The organism is Lysinibacillus sp. CTST325 (genome assembly GCF_054665055.1).
Genome location: NZ_BAAFHO010000002.1, coordinates 459,314 through 477,368 on the forward strand (window position 1 = coordinate 459,314; position 18,055 = coordinate 477,368).

General features: G+C 33.8%; 21 protein-coding genes. 8 read left to right on the top strand and 13 right to left on the bottom strand.

Annotated features, from left to right (window positions below; all coding sequences use genetic code 11):
- The first annotated feature begins 388 nt into the window (after positions 1-388).
- On the top strand, positions 389-514 hold the full coding sequence (gene yjcZ, locus ACYQ73_RS07635; protein ID WP_460011924.1) for a sporulation protein YjcZ: 126 nt from the start codon (positions 389-391) through the stop codon (positions 512-514).
- Between the two features lie 276 nt (positions 515-790).
- Here the strand turns inward: yjcZ and ACYQ73_RS07640 are convergent, their stop codons facing one another.
- The 6 genes from ACYQ73_RS07640 to ACYQ73_RS07665 all read right to left on the bottom strand — a co-directional run bounded on the left by ACYQ73_RS07640 (position 791) and on the right by ACYQ73_RS07665 (position 5,883).
- The gene (locus ACYQ73_RS07640; RefSeq protein ID WP_460011925.1) at positions 791-1,264 is read right to left on the bottom strand and encodes a GNAT family N-acetyltransferase; all 474 of its coding nucleotides are present in this window, start codon (positions 1,262-1,264) and stop codon (positions 791-793) included.
- A 256-nt stretch (positions 1,265-1,520) separates the two neighbouring features.
- A complete protein-coding gene (locus ACYQ73_RS07645; RefSeq protein ID WP_460011926.1) occupies positions 1,521-2,072 on the bottom strand; it encodes a hypothetical protein in 552 nt (183 codons plus the stop codon).
- A gap of 122 nt (positions 2,073-2,194) precedes the next feature.
- Positions 2,195-2,806 carry a class I SAM-dependent methyltransferase gene (locus tag ACYQ73_RS07650; RefSeq protein WP_460011927.1) on the bottom strand — a complete coding sequence of 204 codons (612 nt, stop codon included), beginning with the start codon at positions 2,804-2,806 and terminating at the stop codon, positions 2,195-2,197.
- A gap of 181 nt (positions 2,807-2,987) precedes the next feature.
- Positions 2,988-3,971, bottom strand: a complete 984-nt coding sequence (locus ACYQ73_RS07655; protein WP_460012315.1) for a beta-ketoacyl-ACP synthase 3 — start codon at positions 3,969-3,971, stop codon at positions 2,988-2,990.
- Between the two features lie 253 nt (positions 3,972-4,224).
- Positions 4,225-5,010, bottom strand: coding sequence for a glucose 1-dehydrogenase (gene gdh, locus ACYQ73_RS07660; protein WP_460011928.1), 786 nt, complete (start codon positions 5,008-5,010; stop codon positions 4,225-4,227).
- A 15-nt stretch (positions 5,011-5,025) separates the two neighbouring features.
- A complete protein-coding gene (locus ACYQ73_RS07665) occupies positions 5,026-5,883 on the bottom strand; it encodes a RhaT/GlcU family sugar-proton symporter (protein WP_460011929.1) in 858 nt (285 codons plus the stop codon).
- A 490-nt stretch (positions 5,884-6,373) separates the two neighbouring features.
- Between ACYQ73_RS07665 and ACYQ73_RS07670 the strand changes: the two genes are divergently transcribed.
- The 3 genes from ACYQ73_RS07670 to ACYQ73_RS07680 all read left to right on the top strand — a co-directional run bounded on the left by ACYQ73_RS07670 (position 6,374) and on the right by ACYQ73_RS07680 (position 7,875).
- A complete protein-coding gene (locus tag ACYQ73_RS07670) occupies positions 6,374-6,523 on the top strand; it encodes a YjcZ family sporulation protein (protein WP_460011930.1) in 150 nt (49 codons plus the stop codon).
- A 478-nt stretch (positions 6,524-7,001) separates the two neighbouring features.
- Entirely contained in the window at positions 7,002-7,148 is a 147-nt protein-coding gene (locus ACYQ73_RS07675) for a hypothetical protein (RefSeq protein ID WP_460011931.1), read from the top strand.
- Positions 7,149-7,665: 517 nt separating this feature from the next.
- Positions 7,666-7,875, top strand: coding sequence for a hypothetical protein (locus ACYQ73_RS07680; RefSeq protein ID WP_460011932.1), 210 nt, complete (start codon positions 7,666-7,668; stop codon positions 7,873-7,875).
- 128 nt (positions 7,876-8,003) lie between these two features.
- On the opposite strand, the gene ACYQ73_RS07685 is transcribed toward ACYQ73_RS07680, so the two are convergent.
- The 3 genes from ACYQ73_RS07685 to ACYQ73_RS07695 form a co-directional block, all read right to left on the bottom strand.
- Positions 8,004-8,657: a DUF2306 domain-containing protein gene (locus ACYQ73_RS07685; protein WP_460011933.1), complete on the bottom strand. Its 654-nt coding sequence runs from the start codon at positions 8,655-8,657 to the stop codon at positions 8,004-8,006.
- A gap of 519 nt (positions 8,658-9,176) precedes the next feature.
- Positions 9,177-9,482 carry a hypothetical protein gene (locus tag ACYQ73_RS07690; protein ID WP_460011934.1) on the bottom strand — a complete coding sequence of 102 codons (306 nt, stop codon included), beginning with the start codon at positions 9,480-9,482 and terminating at the stop codon, positions 9,177-9,179.
- Between the two features lie 278 nt (positions 9,483-9,760).
- Positions 9,761-10,648, bottom strand: a complete 888-nt coding sequence (locus ACYQ73_RS07695; protein WP_460011935.1) for a DMT family transporter — start codon at positions 10,646-10,648, stop codon at positions 9,761-9,763.
- Between the two features lie 399 nt (positions 10,649-11,047).
- Here ACYQ73_RS07695 and ACYQ73_RS07700 point away from each other — a divergent pair, with 399 nt between their 5' ends.
- Positions 11,048-12,226 carry a hypothetical protein gene (locus tag ACYQ73_RS07700; protein ID WP_460011936.1) on the top strand — a complete coding sequence of 393 codons (1,179 nt, stop codon included), beginning with the start codon at positions 11,048-11,050 and terminating at the stop codon, positions 12,224-12,226.
- 64 nt (positions 12,227-12,290) lie between these two features.
- On the opposite strand, the gene ACYQ73_RS07705 is transcribed toward ACYQ73_RS07700, so the two are convergent.
- A complete protein-coding gene (locus ACYQ73_RS07705) occupies positions 12,291-12,431 on the bottom strand; it encodes a hypothetical protein (RefSeq protein WP_460011937.1) in 141 nt (46 codons plus the stop codon).
- Between the two features lie 117 nt (positions 12,432-12,548).
- Positions 12,549-12,752: a hypothetical protein gene (locus ACYQ73_RS07710; RefSeq protein ID WP_460011938.1), complete on the bottom strand. Its 204-nt coding sequence runs from the start codon at positions 12,750-12,752 to the stop codon at positions 12,549-12,551.
- An 88-nt stretch (positions 12,753-12,840) separates the two neighbouring features.
- Between ACYQ73_RS07710 and ACYQ73_RS07715 the strand changes: the two genes are divergently transcribed.
- A complete protein-coding gene (locus tag ACYQ73_RS07715) occupies positions 12,841-13,290 on the top strand; it encodes an NUDIX hydrolase (RefSeq protein WP_460011939.1) in 450 nt (149 codons plus the stop codon).
- A 771-nt stretch (positions 13,291-14,061) separates the two neighbouring features.
- On the top strand, positions 14,062-14,478 hold the full coding sequence (locus tag ACYQ73_RS07720) for a DUF3139 domain-containing protein (protein ID WP_460011940.1): 417 nt from the start codon (positions 14,062-14,064) through the stop codon (positions 14,476-14,478).
- 429 nt (positions 14,479-14,907) lie between these two features.
- Here the strand turns inward: ACYQ73_RS07720 and deoD are convergent, their stop codons facing one another.
- Together deoD and ACYQ73_RS07730 are read right to left on the bottom strand one after the other, a co-directional pair.
- Positions 14,908-15,615 carry a purine-nucleoside phosphorylase gene (gene deoD, locus ACYQ73_RS07725; RefSeq protein ID WP_142507991.1) on the bottom strand — a complete coding sequence of 236 codons (708 nt, stop codon included), beginning with the start codon at positions 15,613-15,615 and terminating at the stop codon, positions 14,908-14,910.
- A gap of 113 nt (positions 15,616-15,728) precedes the next feature.
- Positions 15,729-15,947, bottom strand: coding sequence for a YozE family protein (locus ACYQ73_RS07730; RefSeq protein ID WP_460011941.1), 219 nt, complete (start codon positions 15,945-15,947; stop codon positions 15,729-15,731).
- A 259-nt stretch (positions 15,948-16,206) separates the two neighbouring features.
- Here ACYQ73_RS07730 and ACYQ73_RS07735 point away from each other — a divergent pair, with 259 nt between their 5' ends.
- On the top strand, positions 16,207-18,045 hold the full coding sequence (locus tag ACYQ73_RS07735; RefSeq protein WP_460011942.1) for a methyl-accepting chemotaxis protein: 1,839 nt from the start codon (positions 16,207-16,209) through the stop codon (positions 18,043-18,045).
- Positions 18,046-18,055 lie beyond the last annotated feature (10 nt).

Here is an 18,055-nt window from a genome sequence, read left to right on the forward strand (position 1 = left end):
AAAAATCATGTATTTGAATTCATGTTGTTGTAATAGTAATTTTTCAACAAATAGAGTATGCGATAGTTTTGGAATAATAGTGGCTTAAGATATAAATTATCAGTCTTTGATTATGGCGCTTGCTTACATGGGCCAAGATGAGGGATCCATCTTTGGAAGTTATTATCAAAATGAAAATGATGTCTATGTAAAATGGATACGTTTTTGTAAATCAAGCTTTGTAAGTGGATTGTCGCCATTAAGCCCTTCTTCGCAGTGCCCTCAACAATATAATAAAAGTGAATGTACTATAAAGGTTGTGGTGAAATGCTCCAGCTTTTTATAAAATAATACAACCTTTTCTTTCTACAACTTATCTTCTTTAAATTTTAGAAGGGAGGACATTGTTTTGAGTTATTCAGGTTATGGATCAGGCACGAATTTTGCCTTTGCTATTGTTTTATTCGTTCTTTTGATTATTGCCGGTCTTGGCTTGTTTTATTTATTAAGAACTTTAGTATGGAGCGGCGTGTAGTAATTCCCAAATACTCAAGATATAGTACGTACTTATATACCTGTTTTTAATGGGAAATTTAATAGTTTTCATAATACATTTTAATGGGCTATCAGATTATAGACGCTATGATTGGTTCTATGCTAGGGCTTGCGTGCATTAACGGAAGTCCTTTTTTCATGTTTTTACATACTAATATTCACTCTTAAATTGGAAGTATGTTTTATATTCCCCTGAAATCACCCAAACCATATAAGAATAGTCAAAGCCATTCATTAGGACTTAGTCATACTCTCGTTAAATATTTAATTTCATTTTTCTACTTACGCTCTTCATTTCAAAATGTTGATAAAAATCAATTGCTTTCTTATTGAATTCCCAAACATTTAACTCGACTGAGTCAACTTCCTTTTCTTTAGCCCAAGTTATACAAGCATTAAATAATATTTTCCCTATACCTTTTCTTTGCAAGTTCGCTTTTACACCAAAATCGTGGATGTAAGCATATTTCCTTTGAACAAGAGATTCGAAAGGTGGAGCAGCTTCAACACTTATGACTGAGAAACCCAATACAATTTCATCTTCCTTCGCAATTAGAATGTCACTCTCTTCGCTGCCAATTAATTCTTTATAATAGGATTCGGGCATTACAGACTCAACACTTTTAAAAATCGTTGGTTCCTCTAATACATGCTCTTCATGCCCTTCTTTTACAATTTCATTCACAGCGAAATAATCTTCCTCTGTTGCGATAAAAACCTCGATTGTCATCATTACATCCCCCTTATTTTCAGACTATACGAGCATTCAAATATTCTTACTCTTATTATACAGAGAAATAAGAAAACATGGTATGATATTCCATTTCTTGCATCCTCTTTTTAAAGAACTTTTTATCTTTTTAAACGGCTTTATTTTCGTGAACATAGTTGTTCCAAGAAAACACAATAAGACCAGATCTCATTTTATTAATAAGTACCTGGCCATTTTTAAGTTGCTCAATATGAAGTTGTTCACTTCCCTATTTTCATAGAAAAATAGTTCGTTGAAATTGTTGATGTAACACTGTGTTTCCTTCTTGAGGTACCCCACTATCATTAATTCCCCATGTACTCAAGAAAACAGGGTCATTTGGTACGATAGGATCAGGTGGAAGAATGGGATCCGGTGGGGCTTTAACAAGTACTTCGTAACATGGATCACTTAGTTGCCAAGCATTTTGTGGGGTTGCATGAACGACAAGAAGTTTTTTAGCTGGAATAGTAAAAGTAAGGGGGCTAGGTGTTCCATTAAAAAGTGAAGGCTGAGATTCTCCACATAAGAAGGCTTCTTTGGGCATCTCTTCTTGGGCACAATTTTGCCAATCTAAGACCGATACTGTCACTGTTTGAGGTACATCTGATTTATTTAAAAGAGTGACAACAATCGTCTCTGTCGCTGGATTTCTCCATATTGCCCCTGTCGTAAAATTGCTCGGAACTGAAGGTTGAACGGAACTAATTTGACAAATGGGGCATGAAGATACTTTATTTAAGCGAAGTATATTATTATGACAATCACAATTGCAGGAAGAATTCATATCGCATTACCTCATTTCAATCAATTGATAATAATACTAGGATATGATGAATGATTCATAAGGCTTAGGTTTTTAATAAAGTAAAAAAGGAACAATTCAATCATAGTTTCTATGAAAAATAATCAATTTATCTTTCTAATTATTATTTCCCTATACATCCCATTTAGCATTATAGATGTATCTTCTTCAACTTCGATATTCTCAGGTAATATTTCTTCAAAGCTCCGGCCAATATCTGTTCCTAATAAGCTAATAATGGGTCTAAGCAACATTTTAGGGAAGGACAGTTTTTTGTTTTTAGGGACAAATTTATCAAAAACTATTATTTTCCCTTCTTGCTTTAAAACCCTTGTCATCTCTTGAAAACATTTAGTTGCGTCAGGTACTACCGAAAGGATTAAACTAGCTACGACATAGTCAAATGATTCATTTTCAAATTCCATATTTTGAGCATCCATTTCTAAAAATGTTATTGTGGAATTTTCAAACTTTTCCCTTGCCTTTCCGAGCATATCTGGTGAATAATCAATAGCCGTTATATGTAAGTTAGCGTGATGTATTAATTCTAAATCAGCTCCTGTTCCTACACCGACAAACAGGATTTTTTGTTGATTATTGAATGGTATGGATTGAAATATTTGTTTTCGAGTATTCAAAAACATTCCCGAATTAAAGAACTTATCGTAAATTGGAGAACCAATCTTATATATAAATTTATTCCAAGAATTATTCAAACTGCTTCACTCCCATTTCAATATTAATCCCCACTTAAATTAATAATACATCACACCATTTTTCTTTTGTATAAAATTACCTATTAATATAAAAAAACCGAATACTCATTATCAATTAAATATCGAGTACTGGCCATTTGTTTATATTGTTCTTAAAAATATTAATAGGAGCGATTAAAATTTATTCTACATACCACCTAATGACAAGTCCTGCATGTGTAAGACCTCCACCAAACCCATAGATTAATAAAGTATCCCCATAATTTAATTTCCCTTCATTTAAGCCTAACTGTAAGGCCAACGGAATAGAAACGGATGATGTATTTCCCATATACTCAACACTAGTTAATGTTTTCTCTAGGCTAATATCTGATTTTTCACAAATGGATTCTATCATTCTTAAATTAGCACTATGAGGAACAAACCAATCTATTTCATGTAGTTGCATTTGGGCTTGCTGTAGTAATTCCTCTATACCTATAGGAAGTGTACGCGAAGCCCATTTATATACTTCCCTTCCATTCTGAACTATTTTCCCTGACGTATTCAAGGGTGAAGCGTGCATAGTAGTTGATAAATTTGTTAAGTATAAATGCTTACCTCCAGCTCCATTTGTACCTATATGACTAGCTATAAAGCTTGGCATTTCTTCATCTCTTTCTATTAAAACTGCTGCAGCTCCATCCCCAAATAAGATACATGTCGTTCGATCTGTATAATCCGTCACTTTAGATAAGGCTTCTGTCGTTATAAATAAAATTTTACGATGGAGTCCAGATGTAATTAACCCATTCGCTACATGTAATCCATATGTAAATCCAGCACAAGCTGCGTGAAGATCTAATGCACCTACATCTTTCATTTTAAAGTGTTCTTGGATTTGGCAAGCTACACTTGGAAAAGCATAATCAGGTGTAGTTGTTGCAACGAGAATTAAATCTATATCTGAAAGATCCTTTTGATATTGTTCAACCAAATTTTCTATAGCTTTAAAGGCTAATGTTGATGCAAATTCATTCTCATTTGTTATTCTTCGCTCCTTCATGCCAGTCCTTTGTACAATCCATGCATCGTTCGTCTCTACTATCTTTTCTAAATCATCATTTGTTAGTCTATTTTCGGGAACATAGGTACCTATTGCTGTTATTCTTGCTTTTGATTGAATGTTAATCATTCAACATCTCACTCCTTTTCATATTCAAGTACTATTGCTTAACAATACAAATTATTGTTTCTCAAAACTTTGTACTCCCTTTAATATGTATTATTTTCTTTATAAGAAATAACTTAGACAAAAATATTTTATCACCTCGTTTTAGTAACTGGTACTAATTATAAGAAAAATAAAAAATATATTCAACTTTAACACCAAAATAAAAGGCATCAAGAAATTCTTGATACCTTTTTAGCAGCTTTTCTTACCCACGGCCAGCTTGGAATTCAGGATATAAAGTCATTCCACCATCTGCAAATAGAGTAATCCCTGTTACATAACTAGCCTGTGATGAAGCAAGCCATACTGCGACTGCAGCAATTTCTTCTGGTTTTCCGATATACCCCATCGGAACCATACTTTCCACATCTGCACGCTTTGCTGGATCTGCAAATTTTTCAGCATTTATAGGCGTATTAATCGCTCCAGGACCGATGTTATTAACACGAATTCCCCTTGGAGCATATTCTAACGCTAAAGTTTCAGTCATTAATTTAATGCCCCCCTTACTAGCGGCATAATGCACGAACAAAGGCCAAGGAATTTTCTCGTGAACACTGGACATATTGATGACAGTACCTTTAATGTCGTTCTCCACGAAATATTTAATCGCTTCTCGACTTCCTAAAAACGCACCCGTTAAATTTGTATTGATTACTCTATTCCAATCACTTAACGGCATTTCATGAGAAGCTACTGGGTTTTCTATACCTGCATTATTTATCATTACATCGAGAGTCCCAAACTCTTTTATGGCGGTTTTAATAAGATTTATGACATCCGCTTCAACTGTAACATCACCTTGTACAGCAATGGCCTCCCCACCGGCTTTTTTAACCTCTTCAACGACAGCATTTACATCCGCTTCATTTGAACGATAATTAATAACTACTTTCGCTTTTTCTGCTGAGAAGCGAATGCCCATTGCTTTCCCTAGTCCCGTTGCAGCACCTGTAATCACAACAACTTTTCCTTCTAAATCTGGATACATACGAGGCCCTCCTTTTTATCTTTTCGCAATCCCTAACATAATTCCAGCAGCAACTATAAAAACAATCCCAATGATAATCGCAATGAGTTGTCGTTTTGTTTTTTTCTCACCTAATATAAAAATTCCGCCTAAAGTAGCGATCACGATCCCCATTTGGGAAAGAGAAAAACTTGTTGCAACTCCAACACGTGGCTGAGATATAAATAAAAACATATTCCCGGCTGCCCAGATTAAACCTGGGATAATATTACGAAACGCATATTTGTTAAATGGTTTATGCTTGAATGTTAATAAAATCCCACCTATTACCATCCCAATTGCTTGTGGTAATAAAGCAGACCATCCACTTACATTAAATAAGCGTATTACCACTACATATACTAAGTATCCAAAAGTTGAAACAAGTAAAATTAAAATTCCTTTTTTCAAATTGCTTCCGTGTTCTTCTTTTTTCTCTTCTGGATTTGGCAGAGATGTAAGAACGATCCCAACAATAATACTAATAAGTGCAAGAACACCTAAAATAACCGACATTTTCGTCGACCATTCATGAAACACAATGACTCCAAATAATGTTGTCGATACTAATTGTAGCCCTGTCGAAATGGGCATTGTTTTGGAAACACCTATTAATTCAATACTTTTCAATTGGTTTACTTGTCCTAATGCCCAAAAGAGACCTGATACAATTCCGACTCCAATCACAATAGGCGATAACTCAGGCTTTACGAAGATGTAAACACCTATAGAGAAAATAAGTGCACCGAATGTTGTCCCTAGTACTTGACTATAGGGTCCACCACCGAGTTTGACGTTAAATAATACAATACTTCCCCAAAAGAGAGCTGGTAATAATGCTAGGATGATGTCCATTTTTTAAATTTTTCACCTCTCTAAATACTTTATTTGATTTTGATAACTGTCACTCGATATAAAACATCCATCATACTTTTTTATAGTGCACTAAGAGAAACTTTTTATACATTTAATTAGAATCACTATTTGTTATGTAAAATTTTCGTTTTCGTAACTCGAAATAACCAAGACGGCAATTATGCTATCTTGGTTCTCAATATTTTAAATTATTGATTAAACGTAACTTTTATATTTTTAAATTCTTTCCTAAGACATTCCACTCTATATAAGTAGTTACCACATCATAATATATATTAAGCTAATTTTTAGCTTACACCGCCTTGAATTGTTACTAAGGGTCACTTCCATACGGTGGCCCTTTTTTATTTTTCAAAGTTTATTAATTATTTTCCAAAATATCTAATTTTAAGGTCTTTTTTGTTGGATAAATACCATTCCTACTTTCTAGAACGATACATATTATAGGTGTAGAAAGGAGGAATGCATCATGGGATGCTTCGGAAACTACGGCAATTACAACAATTGTTGCTACGGAGGTTATAGCTATGGAGGTGGCAATAACAGTTCAACATTTGTTCTAATTGTTGTTCTGTTCATTCTTTTAATTATTGTCGGCGCTACTTTCATCAACTACTAATACACAGGGTGAAATTTTTAGCCTTACATCAATTCATTCAAGGTCACTTCCACAGAGTGACCTTTTTTAAGTATTGAGATAATACGCCGCCCTTTAGAAAATGATTTTGGCGCATAGTCCAGCTCTTTAAAGTCTTCCAACAAAACCTCCAATGGAATCTTAACATTAACTAGTACCAACAATTATTCAGTTTTTACATCTTATAGTTTTTATCCATAAGTATTGTCGGCACTAGCTTCATGTTATTCATAAATAATACTCAATACCACGCTTTGATGCTCATTTATAGGGAAAACTAAGTTATCCATGAAAAGTTAAGGATCACGTTCCTCCGATGACCCTTTCTAGATTGCAAATTTATTTAGTCACCTTTTACACTTTTATAAGGTAGAGCACGCCATTTATTCCTAGCTAAAATAAGACTGACTCTTTATCAAGATAGTACCATTTCTTTTTTAATAGGTCTATTAGTAATAGCGTGGGTTCGGATACTGGTGATGATGATGGTGGTGGTGCGGATGGCGATGATGCGTTGGATATGTTGTATGTGTTGGGTAGTAATGCATTGGGTAGTAATGGTGGGTTGGATAATGGTGAGTCGGATAATAATGGGTTGGAGAAGTAACCGGATAATATGGATGTCTCCCTCCTTGTTGCCCTCCATGACCATCATGCCCGTAATCGTATCGCATAATTTTTCCTCCTTTCGATTTCGATATAGGTTATGCTATAAAAGCATTAACAGTCTACGCAAATGCCTATAGGGAAGTCAAATAGCCTCTTCTTCACACCTACAAACAAAAGAACAATTACCATTCCAACTAATTATTAAGCATTACGTATAAATTGAGCTGGTTTTTTCCTTTATTGATCTAGTTAAAACCCAATGAAATTTTTAGGGCCAATCAAAAAATAAGTTGTTTATTTAACAATCCGATAACCGCAATTCATACCTCTTTCACAGTGAATCCTTTAGCATGAGTTAATGTTTAGATTAGTCCCCTTAGACCGTTTTGGTAACAATAGAACCCGTTTATAGATATATTTTCCATACTCTTCTAAATCACCCCCAAATCTATGTTATAATTTCAATGTACATAGAAATAAAAATTAATATAAACCACTAATAAGGAGCGATATACATGGTAGATAAAAAATGTGAAAAATGCGGGAGTACTCAATTTACAGAAGCTACAGACTATATGCCTATTAAACCAAGTAAAGGTTCATTTAGAGGTGCAAACAAGATCTATACATTTTGCTTAGATTGTGGTGAAGTTGATTCAATTCGTATAGAAAATACAACTATTTTTAAAAAAATTAATGGTACTGACCAACTTTTGAAAAAGTAGGCTATCCTATATTTTAACTAAATACGCTATTTAATATTAAAACGACTGTTGTAATTCAGTGTATGATAGTGAGAGCATATAACAAAAAAATGACTACTCATCACAAAGTAGTCATTTTTATTTGTTATTTAAAATTGTAAATCCTCATTTTCCCGATGCTTCATCGTATTGAGTTTTCGTTGTATAAACCATTCGGCAACGATTAAATTGGGTACCCAACATAACCAAGCGATAATAGTATAACTCACATTAAAATGTTCAAATCCAAATAGTACAGTAAACAAAGCTAGCCATATTCTTAATGTAACAGCTGCAAAGGTTAAAGAATAATTTCTGATCATCCATTTTTGATGAGCAAGAACTTTTTTATGTTTAATTTTAGACAGGGCTTGAAATGCTGTTATCAGCCAAAATATAGACAAGAAACCAAAGCCCAGCTGAGCCACCAATCCTCCTGTAGCATAAAAGGCTAAATACAACCCCGAAACACTACCTAATAAAATACCTATCAAATAAATTTTCCCCATCATACGATGACGATTAATATTATTTTCTCTAAATCTCGAAAATAATGTAAAAGGACCAATTACTAAAGCCACTACACTAAATGCGATATGCAAATAAAGCATTATGTACCAAAACGAACTCAATGTTGAGTTTAACATAAGCTTCAATTTAACAAACCCTGCTTGATGGGCATCCATGAAAAAATATTGAACAACGGAATAACTAGATATTAAAATTGCTAAACAAATAAATATAAGCCAAGTTTTTTTATGCATCTTTCTACCTCTTAAAATTTTATTTGATCTTATTTCAATTCCCCTGCTTCTTCCATAAAAGAATTCCTCACTACTGTATGCTGTTTGATTTGAGCATATTTTGTTTTTATAGTTTTTTCTTTCCTGTTAATACTGTAACATTTATTTTCACCATATCCTCTTCCCATCTAATAAGTGGTAAAAAAATGTATGTAAGAGGTTTTAAATTTTAAATAAAAAATCGTTCAACCATAGCCACTAAGATAGTAGAAATATCTAAAGTCGGCTTCGATACTTGAATAACGATATTTCACATAAATAAAAAACCTATTAGGCTCTGATTTGTTCAGTCACCAAATAGGTCAATTAATTATACAACATAAAAGCTAGTCAATTTCTAGCCCCTGCTCCCAGATAACTCCTCCATAACTTTATGGATCAGCATCATTTGTTTGCGAAATTTCTTTATATCTCTTTCTTTGATCCTTTTTTCTTAACGGAGATGACAATAAAACAGCAACGCTACATTGCACTATTATATTACTCAACTAATTCAACAGTAAGTGTAGTAACCCACATTGGTGCTGTATCTTGTACTGTTCCATCATAGCCGACTTTTACTTTATCACCCACCTTAAATTGTATGTCGGGATTCTTTGCAAGATTTACATAAATAATTCCTCTAACCGCATCATTTTCAGATTCAGTTACATAAACTACAGCTTTCCGATCATTTACTATCTCTTCAATAACCCCTATAAAAGTTGCTTTAACTTCACTTTTACACATAAACAATAAACTACAGCATAGAAGAACTATAAATAGCAAACTAAATGCCTTTTTCAACATATATCCCCCTAAATCTTACGCTCGTCCTTTAGATTAATAATACCTCATTTCATGAAAATCTTTCCATTTACTATTAACATCCCATGTTTTTTTCTACTGTCGCATTTAAACTACTTGCGCATTTCATATAGAGCTAATGAAAAGGAACTGGACGTACCTGTTAAGCTTTATTCTCCACAGAAGATGAAATAACAAATACAAAAAACCACCCATTTCTGAGTGGTCTACTGTACCCTATTTCATTTAATCATTTATATTGTCCCTAATATCTTGATTCACACTTGTTTAATTTTACGGGGAATTCTAAATCCTAAAGCTATAGCTGCACCTATACAGCTAGATAGACATCCGATTATCAAATACATTGAGAGCGGTGATTCACCAATTAGAACAGAGGCTATCCCTCCAATTACCGGAAATAAAGCTACCATGTACCCGCTTTTTGCAGCACCTATTCTTTCAACAAGTTTTAAATAAAATAACCATGCTAGGAAAGATGCGATCAATGTTAAGTACAGTAAAGCAGATATGTATGTTATTGATGTAGGAATAATAATCTTTTGTCCCTGTGACAATACAATTATTGACATTAAAATACTTCCTACAGCGAAACCAATAGCATTCGAATAAATAGGGTCAATCTTTTCTCTCGCATTCCTTGCAGAACTTACATCACCAATTGCTGTAAGTACTGTACCTAAAAGAGCAATCAAAATGCCTTTTAATACAGATAAGCTAGAAAAACTACTTAAAGAAGGATAAATGAGAACACAAACACCAAACACTCCTAGAAGTCCTCCAAACAAAACACGAGGATGTAGTTGCTCTTTTAAGAAAATACGAAGAGCTAGCGGCGTCAATATCACTTTTAATGAAAAGATTAATGTTACAATTGCTGCTGAGCTTAATATTGTTGCATAATATAGGCATAAATAACTTAAAGCAAAGTTACAAACGCCAAACACAATGATAAAGGGTATATCTTTCCTTGTAGGTATCCCTTTTGGCTTAAGAAACAATACTAAGGCAATAAATAAAACTGCAGTAATAACTAGCCGATAAGTCAAAGATAATTCTAAGCTTACTGGCGTTCCTTGAATTTTCACTGCAATAAAATTAAGCCCCCACACTATTAAACAAAATACATACATTAGATTAGTCACTATATTTACTACCTTCTGTCGTTCTTTAATTAACGAAATATCTAAGGAGAATATCCAGTAGTTAGGAAAGTATTCTCTCCTCTTGAAATCATCGCCTAATATATACTATCATCGCCTATCAAGTTTGTAAAAAGGATTTTTTCCATATCCTGCATCTATTTTATTGGATTTCTTGAAGAAAAGAAATCTATTCCAATATAATTAGGAATGTTATGTCATACTAGAAACAAAGATTCATCAATAACTGTGTAAGTAGGATATCCCTTCACAGGACGTTCACTGTGCACTTTGTCCTCCACAGTTAATGCAATCTAATATTCTTTTTAAAAGCGAACTATTTAATTGGTAAATCGTCCAATTATTAGTAATAATAACTTTAAAACAAAAGGAGAAATACATATGAAAAAACCGATTAAAAAAACTTGGATGATTGCTTCTGCACTTACAATAGGAATGGCTGTTCTGACACCACTTCAAGCAGGGGCTACATCAGTAGAAACAACAGATAATAGTAGTATTACTGTTCAACTTGAACAAAAAATTACAGGAACTATTAAAGACATCTACGATGATGGAATGAACCTCAAAGGAAAGGATGGTAAAAATTACTTTATCAGTTTCCACAGATTTTCTGATGAACTAATAGAAAAAATGAAATTAGTTGAAGGACAGGAAATCTCTGTCGAAGGTAACACTGTAGAGAGTTATTCCGACTTCTTCACGTTTGAAGTATTTAAAAAAGACTTCCCTAAGGAGATGACAAAAGAAGATTTAACAAAATTAGAAAAATTGTTTAATGAAATGAAACACGTACAAAAAGAATTTACAAAAGGAGTGGAAAAACTAACAGATGAAGAGATAGAAAAGAAACGTGAGGAACTACAAAAAATTTACGAAGAAATGCATAAAATCACAAAGCCGTATATATTAGCTAATTGGCAACCTCAATCATTTGAAGAATATATGGAAGATTACGGATTTAATAGGAGAAATATTATTATTAAAGAAAACGATACCGCACAACTTAAAGCTATTTATGAAGAATGGATAAAGCTTAAAAAAAGTGGTGATGAGGAAAAAGCTAACAAAAAATATGAAGAGTTTGATAAAATCCTTGAACCATATTTAAATGCGCTAAATGCACCAGAAACATTTGAAGAATTTATGGATAGCTATAAGAAAGTCACGGAATTTTTAGATATCCCAGCTGAAACTTTAGCCAAACTAAAAACTCTTCATGGGGATTTACAAAAAGCATTAAAAGATGAAAATGATGAGTTATATGATAAGTTACACGAAGAATTCTATGGACTCCTTAATCAGTTCGAAAAGCCTCAAACATTTGAAGAATACATGGCTGACTTTGAATTCAAAGTTAGTGAAGCAGATAGCAAGCAATTAAAACAACTTTATGAAGAATACCAAGCACTTGATAAAAAAGGAGAACAAGAAAAAAGCGAAGAGATATGGGAAGCATTTTACAATATTTTAGACTCATATTTTAAAGCAAATAAAGAAATTCTTATTTCAGCTTCTAAAGTAACGATAAACGGCCAAGACTATCTTCCACAACATTAACCAATAAAAATTCGGGGGTTATCCTAAAAGTCATTAAACAATGATTTAGGGATTAACCCCTTTCTTATCTCCGGACAATATACCCTACTACACGAGGCACAACTACGGCGTTCTTCTTATCAACCGTTTTATGAACATCTTTGGAAGGTTTTTTAATTGGTTGTTCTATAAAATCATACATAGTCATTTGTTTTTGTTCTTCCATATCTTATATTCCCCTCTCCACCATCCCAGCAATTTTCTAAGTTTGGTCTGCTATTTATTTGTGTACGATCATCACGTTCATTAAGCCAGTTATAAAACGGGACTGGTAGTTCTCTATTCACTGTTTCTTCTCTTCTATATATGATGAATTATTCAATTTATTACTCAAACGCTCCACAGCTTTACTATATGCTCCTACAAATACGTCTCTTAATGTACTTGTAGCTGTTAGTACACCATCTTTAATATCTTGAATAGTTAGTTTAGAGAAAATAACTTTGGAACAATTTACTGAACGATGGATGATCATGTACGTTACCATTTCTCTTCCAACTATAACCTTGCTATGTTATGATTCTTTACAGATAAAATTTTAATAGAACAGAAATATGTTTAATGTAGGAGGAAACATGAATTATATAAAATCTTTACGCCAATATGTTGGAACAAGTCCTATTATTGCACCAGGTTCAGCAATCATTGTTTTAAACGGGAAGAATGAAATACTATTGCAATTACGTTCTGATACAGATGATTGGGGGCTTCCTGGCGGTGGGATGGAAATAGGAGATAGTTTTGAAGAAACTGCTCAAAAGGAGTTGTATGAGGAAACAGGATTAATCGCCGAAGAATTGAAATTGGTTGGATTAGCTTCAGGGAAAGAGTTATATTACAAATTTCCACATGGGGATGAAATTTATAACGCGACGGCAATTTTTAAAGCAACTGCTGTTAAAGGCATTCTTAAGCAAAATGAGGAGAGTAAAGATTTAAAATATTTCCCATTAGAAAAACTTCCAGATTTAAATTATACAACATTGAAATTACTAGAAAAGGTTGGTTATATTTCAACTGATTAGATAAGGCGGGCAACATTTCGTTATCCAAAATAAAAAGCTTCACCATCAATCTGTGTTTTTGCATAAAAATACACACGAGCCCTTTTGTAATGCTTCCTCAACCACTTTTAAGCCCTCCTTCTTCACTCTGATGACCAATAGATTCAAGTAAGTGTACTTATAGATGATTCTGAATTAAATTAAAAAGCCCATTAGGCTCTGAGTTATTCAGTCACCTAATAGGCAATTACTATAAGACTTTAAGGGGTAGTCCCTTTGAAGTTTATTCCAAACTCCAAAACCGATACGACTACTCTTGAATTCCTGCCTCAAAATTTTTTAACAAATGCATCCATATTTATTACTCGATTAGTCCCCCCTCGACGACCTTCATATGCTTTTTTGGTCAAATTCAGCGTACGTATACAGTAGGTGTATAATATTGCTCACTTCATTTTTAGCCCCTGAGCTAATTCAGCCTGTACAGAATACTAATGGACGATATCATTTAAATTCAATTACATTTCCGAACCTTTAGATAATGTAATACTCAATTATAATTAACAATTGACCAAATACTAAAATGATGTAAAATTACACCATAAGAATGTTTTAGTGGATAAATAAATCGAGCAAATGGTTGTAGCTTCAATTTCACTCGGAATAATAGGAGGTATTTTCATTTATAAGCGAAACAAACCCTACCACACACACATCAAAAAGGACTTGTGCGTAAAAATGATTATTCTGTTATTAAAGAGAAGGAAGAAAAATAAAGAAGGGTGACGTAAGATGAATAAAAAAAAGGTATATATTACAATTATTATCCTAATTGCTGTTATTGTCATTGCTATTCCCACGGGTTTTATTTATGTACTAAGCAATGGCAATCCATATAGTAAATACATTGCTAATAAGTATGTTCCAGAATATTCGAAGGAGAAGGGATATACAGACAAAAAAATTGAAGAATCACATTATGTTGAGCCAAAGCACTTAATAAATAAAGACTTTTATCACGGACATTATATGGTCATCTTTAAAGATGAACCTAATACAACTTATTATTATGGAGTAACTAAAAAAGGAAAACAAGTTCAGCAATTTTGTGAAAAAAATAGACTTTCAAATGGCATTACTGAAATATTTGAGGGTGAGACAAAACATAGTGAACAAGACTGTAAAAATTCACTTGATAATAGAGATTAGAGTTTTCTTTGGATTATCAATATATATCTAGGATAAACCCTCCAAACAGTAACAGACAATTGTATTCAACTACATTTAAGAACATATATCCCTTTCAGTCTCTGTGGTAAAGTCCGGCTTCAGATTGACTAACGAGCGCAATTATGAAAGATTCGATTGCCGAAACAATAACGATTTTTGACATAGCGATCATGAAGTGACAACTCATTACACACAGTCTTTTTGTTATGCTTCCGCAATAGCTCCTACACCTATATACATGGCTTACAACCTTTGTAAATAATTCCTCTGCTACACTTCAACTCTTGATAATCAAAAAAACCTCAACAGGCTCTCATTTATCGAATCACCCATTGAGGATTAAAAATTGTATTAATTTTTAGTGTAGTCCCTTTGAAATTTATTACAAACTTCAAACCCTTGATAAGACTACTCTTGAATAGCTGCTTCTAAAGCTACAACGATCATATCGTTGAATGTAGTTTGACGTTCTTCTGCTGTTGTTACTTCACCAGTTAGAATGTGGTCACTTACTGTTAAGATAGAAAGTGCTTTACGGCCGTGTTTTGCAGCTAATGTGTAAAGTGCTGCTGATTCCATTTCTACAGCAAGTACGCCGTATTGAGCTAATTTTTCGTTTTGATGCTCATCAGAATAGAACATATCTGCTGTGAAGATATTACCTACCTGTAAGTTTAAACCAGCTTCTTTACCTGCATTGTATGCTTTTAATAATAAATCAAAGTCAGAGATTGGTGCGAAGTCGATAGCGCTGCCCCATATGATTTGGTTCATACGTGTATCAGATGTTGCTGCTTGCGCTAAAATTACGTCACGAACTTTTACATCTTTTTGAATTGCACCACAAGTACCTACGCGGATTAATTTTTGTACATCATATTCTTGCATTAATTCTGTAGCGTAAATCGAGATTGAAGGCACACCCATACCAGTACCTTGTACAGAAATACGTTTACCTTTATACGTACCTGTATAACCAAACATATTACGAACTTCGTTATAACAAGTAACATCTTCTAAAAACGTTTCAGCAATATACTTTGCGCGTAATGGATCTCCTGGAAGTAAAATTGTGTCAGCGATTTCGCCTTTTTTTGCATTAATATGAATACTCATACTGCAATCCCTCTTTTCTGTCAGTCTTCATTATAAATAATACTGTGTTTCTCATATTTTCGCAACGCTAGACGTCTAGCAACTTTAAATAAATTATATTGTTTTAACTTATATCATGCATGATCTACGTATAATGCCCACAATTCATCAAATACTTCAGTTTTTAAGTTGTCAGTGGCGTAAGATTCAATATATGAAGAAAGCTCATCAAATTCTGAGCTCTGCTTTGGAAAATTATGCTCATTGAACATTTCCTCTGCAAATCGTACTTTCGGATCTGACCAATCCCCACCTCTAAATGTCAGGACATACAAATAAAAGCTCTTTTTCATTCTAGAAATCCCCTCTTTACTCTTCTGCTTTCCGCTAGTTTATCAAAAAATACCTTCTTCGTCACAAAAATATCTATTAAGCATTTTCTCCTATTCTCATTAACAGTACTATGCTCTCAAAATCTTTGGACTTTCGTCACAGAAAAATAATATGTATTTTTTGTCTGAAAAATGAAAATTTTTAGACAAAAGGATAGAAATACCTAGTAAAATAAGGTAAAATTTAAACCAAATATTTAAAAATAGGAAGGTGATGGCGATGAAAAACTCTCATAAATCCAGAAACTCTGTACAAAAACGTCCGTCTCTCTTTAAAACTAGCTTTTTTAAAAAGAAAGCAAATGATTTAGAAGACGATAGGCACAATCTCCCTCATACTAAAGAAAAACGACAACGTTTTTACCATTTAATTCGAGGCAAAGTGCTTATTATATTTTCTCTCCTTATTATTATAAATGGCACAATGGGTTTATTATCGTATATCAATATTCAGAATCTGCAAAGACAAATGAAGGACTTTACTGAGAAGAATGTCCAAGAACAATTAACTGTCAACCAACTTGCATATGAAATTGCGAGGCTCACCAATTTAGAACAAGCCTATTTAATTACCGGGGACGGGAACTTTGCTACTTCTTATAAGATGAAAATTGATACTATCGATAAAAAAATGAAATCCTTAGAAGTGCAGTTTACAGCAAGAGAGTTAGAGTTAGGTCATATACAGGCAATCGATCAATATTATAAAAATTACCTTGAATATTCTAAAAAAGTCATGACAATGCGTGATGAACTTGGTCTCGAACAAGCTCGAAAGCTCATGATGGGCGGTACTGGAGAAACGATGAAGAATTATATTGATAAAAATATTGAGTCCATTAATTCGGTTATGGATGATGCTAATAAAGCAAAATTAGATAAGCTTAACAAGCAAGTAACACTATCTATTACTTCTTTCTTCTTCATTTCAATACTTGGATTTATTGCCATTATTATTTTTGGTTATATGTTATTTAAATCATTAAGAAAAAATACACAGGCCATTAACCATTCCATTCTCGATATTGCACAGGCTGGTGGCGACTTAACACGAAGAGTTAAAGTTCATAATCATGACGAGTTCTCAATTATTGCCGCTTCAACCAATACGCTTATAGAATCGATATCTCATTTGATTAAACGTGTCAGTAATCTGGCGGACCATGTTTCAAGCAGTAGCCAAGAGCTAATGTCTTTAGCCGATGAAAATGCCCGTACCATACAGAATATTGCTGATGCAACAGCTGATATCGCAAGTGATAGCGAGAATACGATTTTTAGTATGACTAGCGCACAACAAAAAATGAGTGATCTTGAGCATTCTGTGCACCATTTAAATGAGCAAGCAAATGCTGTTCAACGTGCATCCTTAGCTATGCAGCAAGCAGCTGATGAAGGCAGTCACTCCGTTCAACAATCTTCATTAGTCATGCAAGCTATAGAAGAAACGATGGCCTCCACGACTACCACAGTCGAAGCACTCGGTCGAAAATCCGCCGACATAACATCTATTATCGGCACGATTACTGCTATTTCAGAGCAAACAAATTTACTCGCCTTAAATGCTGCGATTGAGGCAGCACGCGCTGGTGAGCACGGACGAGGCTTTGCGGTTGTCGCTGATGAAGTTCGAAAGCTAGCCGTGCAATCTCAAAATGCCGCAAAAGAAGTAACAACCATTGTAACGTCTATTCAAGACGAAGTAACATCCATCATCTCTCAAAACTACGAGGGTGTATCATCCGTTATTCGTGGCGTTGAAGTAACGAATGAAACAAACCAATCATTAGCCAATATTTTAAAGCATACTCAAGAAACGACGACAATTATCGCGACTATGGTAGAGAAAATTGCATTAACACTTGATTATAGCAATGCAGTAGCAAATGATTTTGTCCATGTGAACGCCTATGCTGAACAATCAGCTGCCAACACAGTCACTTCTGCCGCTGCTGCCACTCAAGGATCTGCATCCATGCAGGAAATTAATGCCGCTGCCACGGAGCTTGCTCAACAAGCAGATAGTCTACGTAATCTTGTTAGTGAATTTAAAGTTTAACGTGTCTCAG

What these genes read in the sequence shown, in the direction of transcription:
- ACYQ73_RS07640 (WP_460011925.1), bottom strand. Translation starts at nt 1,264, where the DNA reads ATGACAATCGAGGTTTTTATCGCAACAGAGGAAGATTATTTCGCTGTG.
- ACYQ73_RS07645 (WP_460011926.1), bottom strand. Translation starts at nt 2,072, where the DNA reads ATGAATTCTTCCTGCAATTGTGATTGTCATAATAATATACTTCGCTTA.
- gdh (WP_460011928.1), bottom strand. Translation starts at nt 5,010, where the DNA reads ATGTATCCAGATTTAGAAGGAAAAGTTGTTGTGATTACAGGTGCTGCA.
- ACYQ73_RS07665 (WP_460011929.1), bottom strand. Translation starts at nt 5,883, where the DNA reads ATGGACATCATCCTAGCATTATTACCAGCTCTCTTTTGGGGAAGTATT.
- ACYQ73_RS07670 (WP_460011930.1), top strand. Translation starts at nt 6,374, where the DNA reads ATGGGATGCTTCGGAAACTACGGCAATTACAACAATTGTTGCTACGGA.
- ACYQ73_RS07680 (WP_460011932.1), top strand. Translation starts at nt 7,666, where the DNA reads ATGGTAGATAAAAAATGTGAAAAATGCGGGAGTACTCAATTTACAGAA.
- ACYQ73_RS07685 (WP_460011933.1), bottom strand. Translation starts at nt 8,657, where the DNA reads ATGCATAAAAAAACTTGGCTTATATTTATTTGTTTAGCAATTTTAATA.
- ACYQ73_RS07700 (WP_460011936.1), top strand. Translation starts at nt 11,048, where the DNA reads ATGAAAAAACCGATTAAAAAAACTTGGATGATTGCTTCTGCACTTACA.
- ACYQ73_RS07705 (WP_460011937.1), bottom strand. Translation starts at nt 12,431, where the DNA reads ATGGAAGAACAAAAACAAATGACTATGTATGATTTTATAGAACAACCA.
- ACYQ73_RS07710 (WP_460011938.1), bottom strand. Translation starts at nt 12,752, where the DNA reads ATGGTAACGTACATGATCATCCATCGTTCAGTAAATTGTTCCAAAGTT.
- ACYQ73_RS07715 (WP_460011939.1), top strand. Translation starts at nt 12,841, where the DNA reads ATGAATTATATAAAATCTTTACGCCAATATGTTGGAACAAGTCCTATT.
- ACYQ73_RS07720 (WP_460011940.1), top strand. Translation starts at nt 14,062, where the DNA reads ATGAATAAAAAAAAGGTATATATTACAATTATTATCCTAATTGCTGTT.
- deoD (WP_142507991.1), bottom strand. Translation starts at nt 15,615, where the DNA reads ATGAGTATTCATATTAATGCAAAAAAAGGCGAAATCGCTGACACAATT.
- ACYQ73_RS07730 (WP_460011941.1), bottom strand. Translation starts at nt 15,947, where the DNA reads ATGAAAAAGAGCTTTTATTTGTATGTCCTGACATTTAGAGGTGGGGAT.
- ACYQ73_RS07735 (WP_460011942.1), top strand. Translation starts at nt 16,207, where the DNA reads ATGAAAAACTCTCATAAATCCAGAAACTCTGTACAAAAACGTCCGTCT.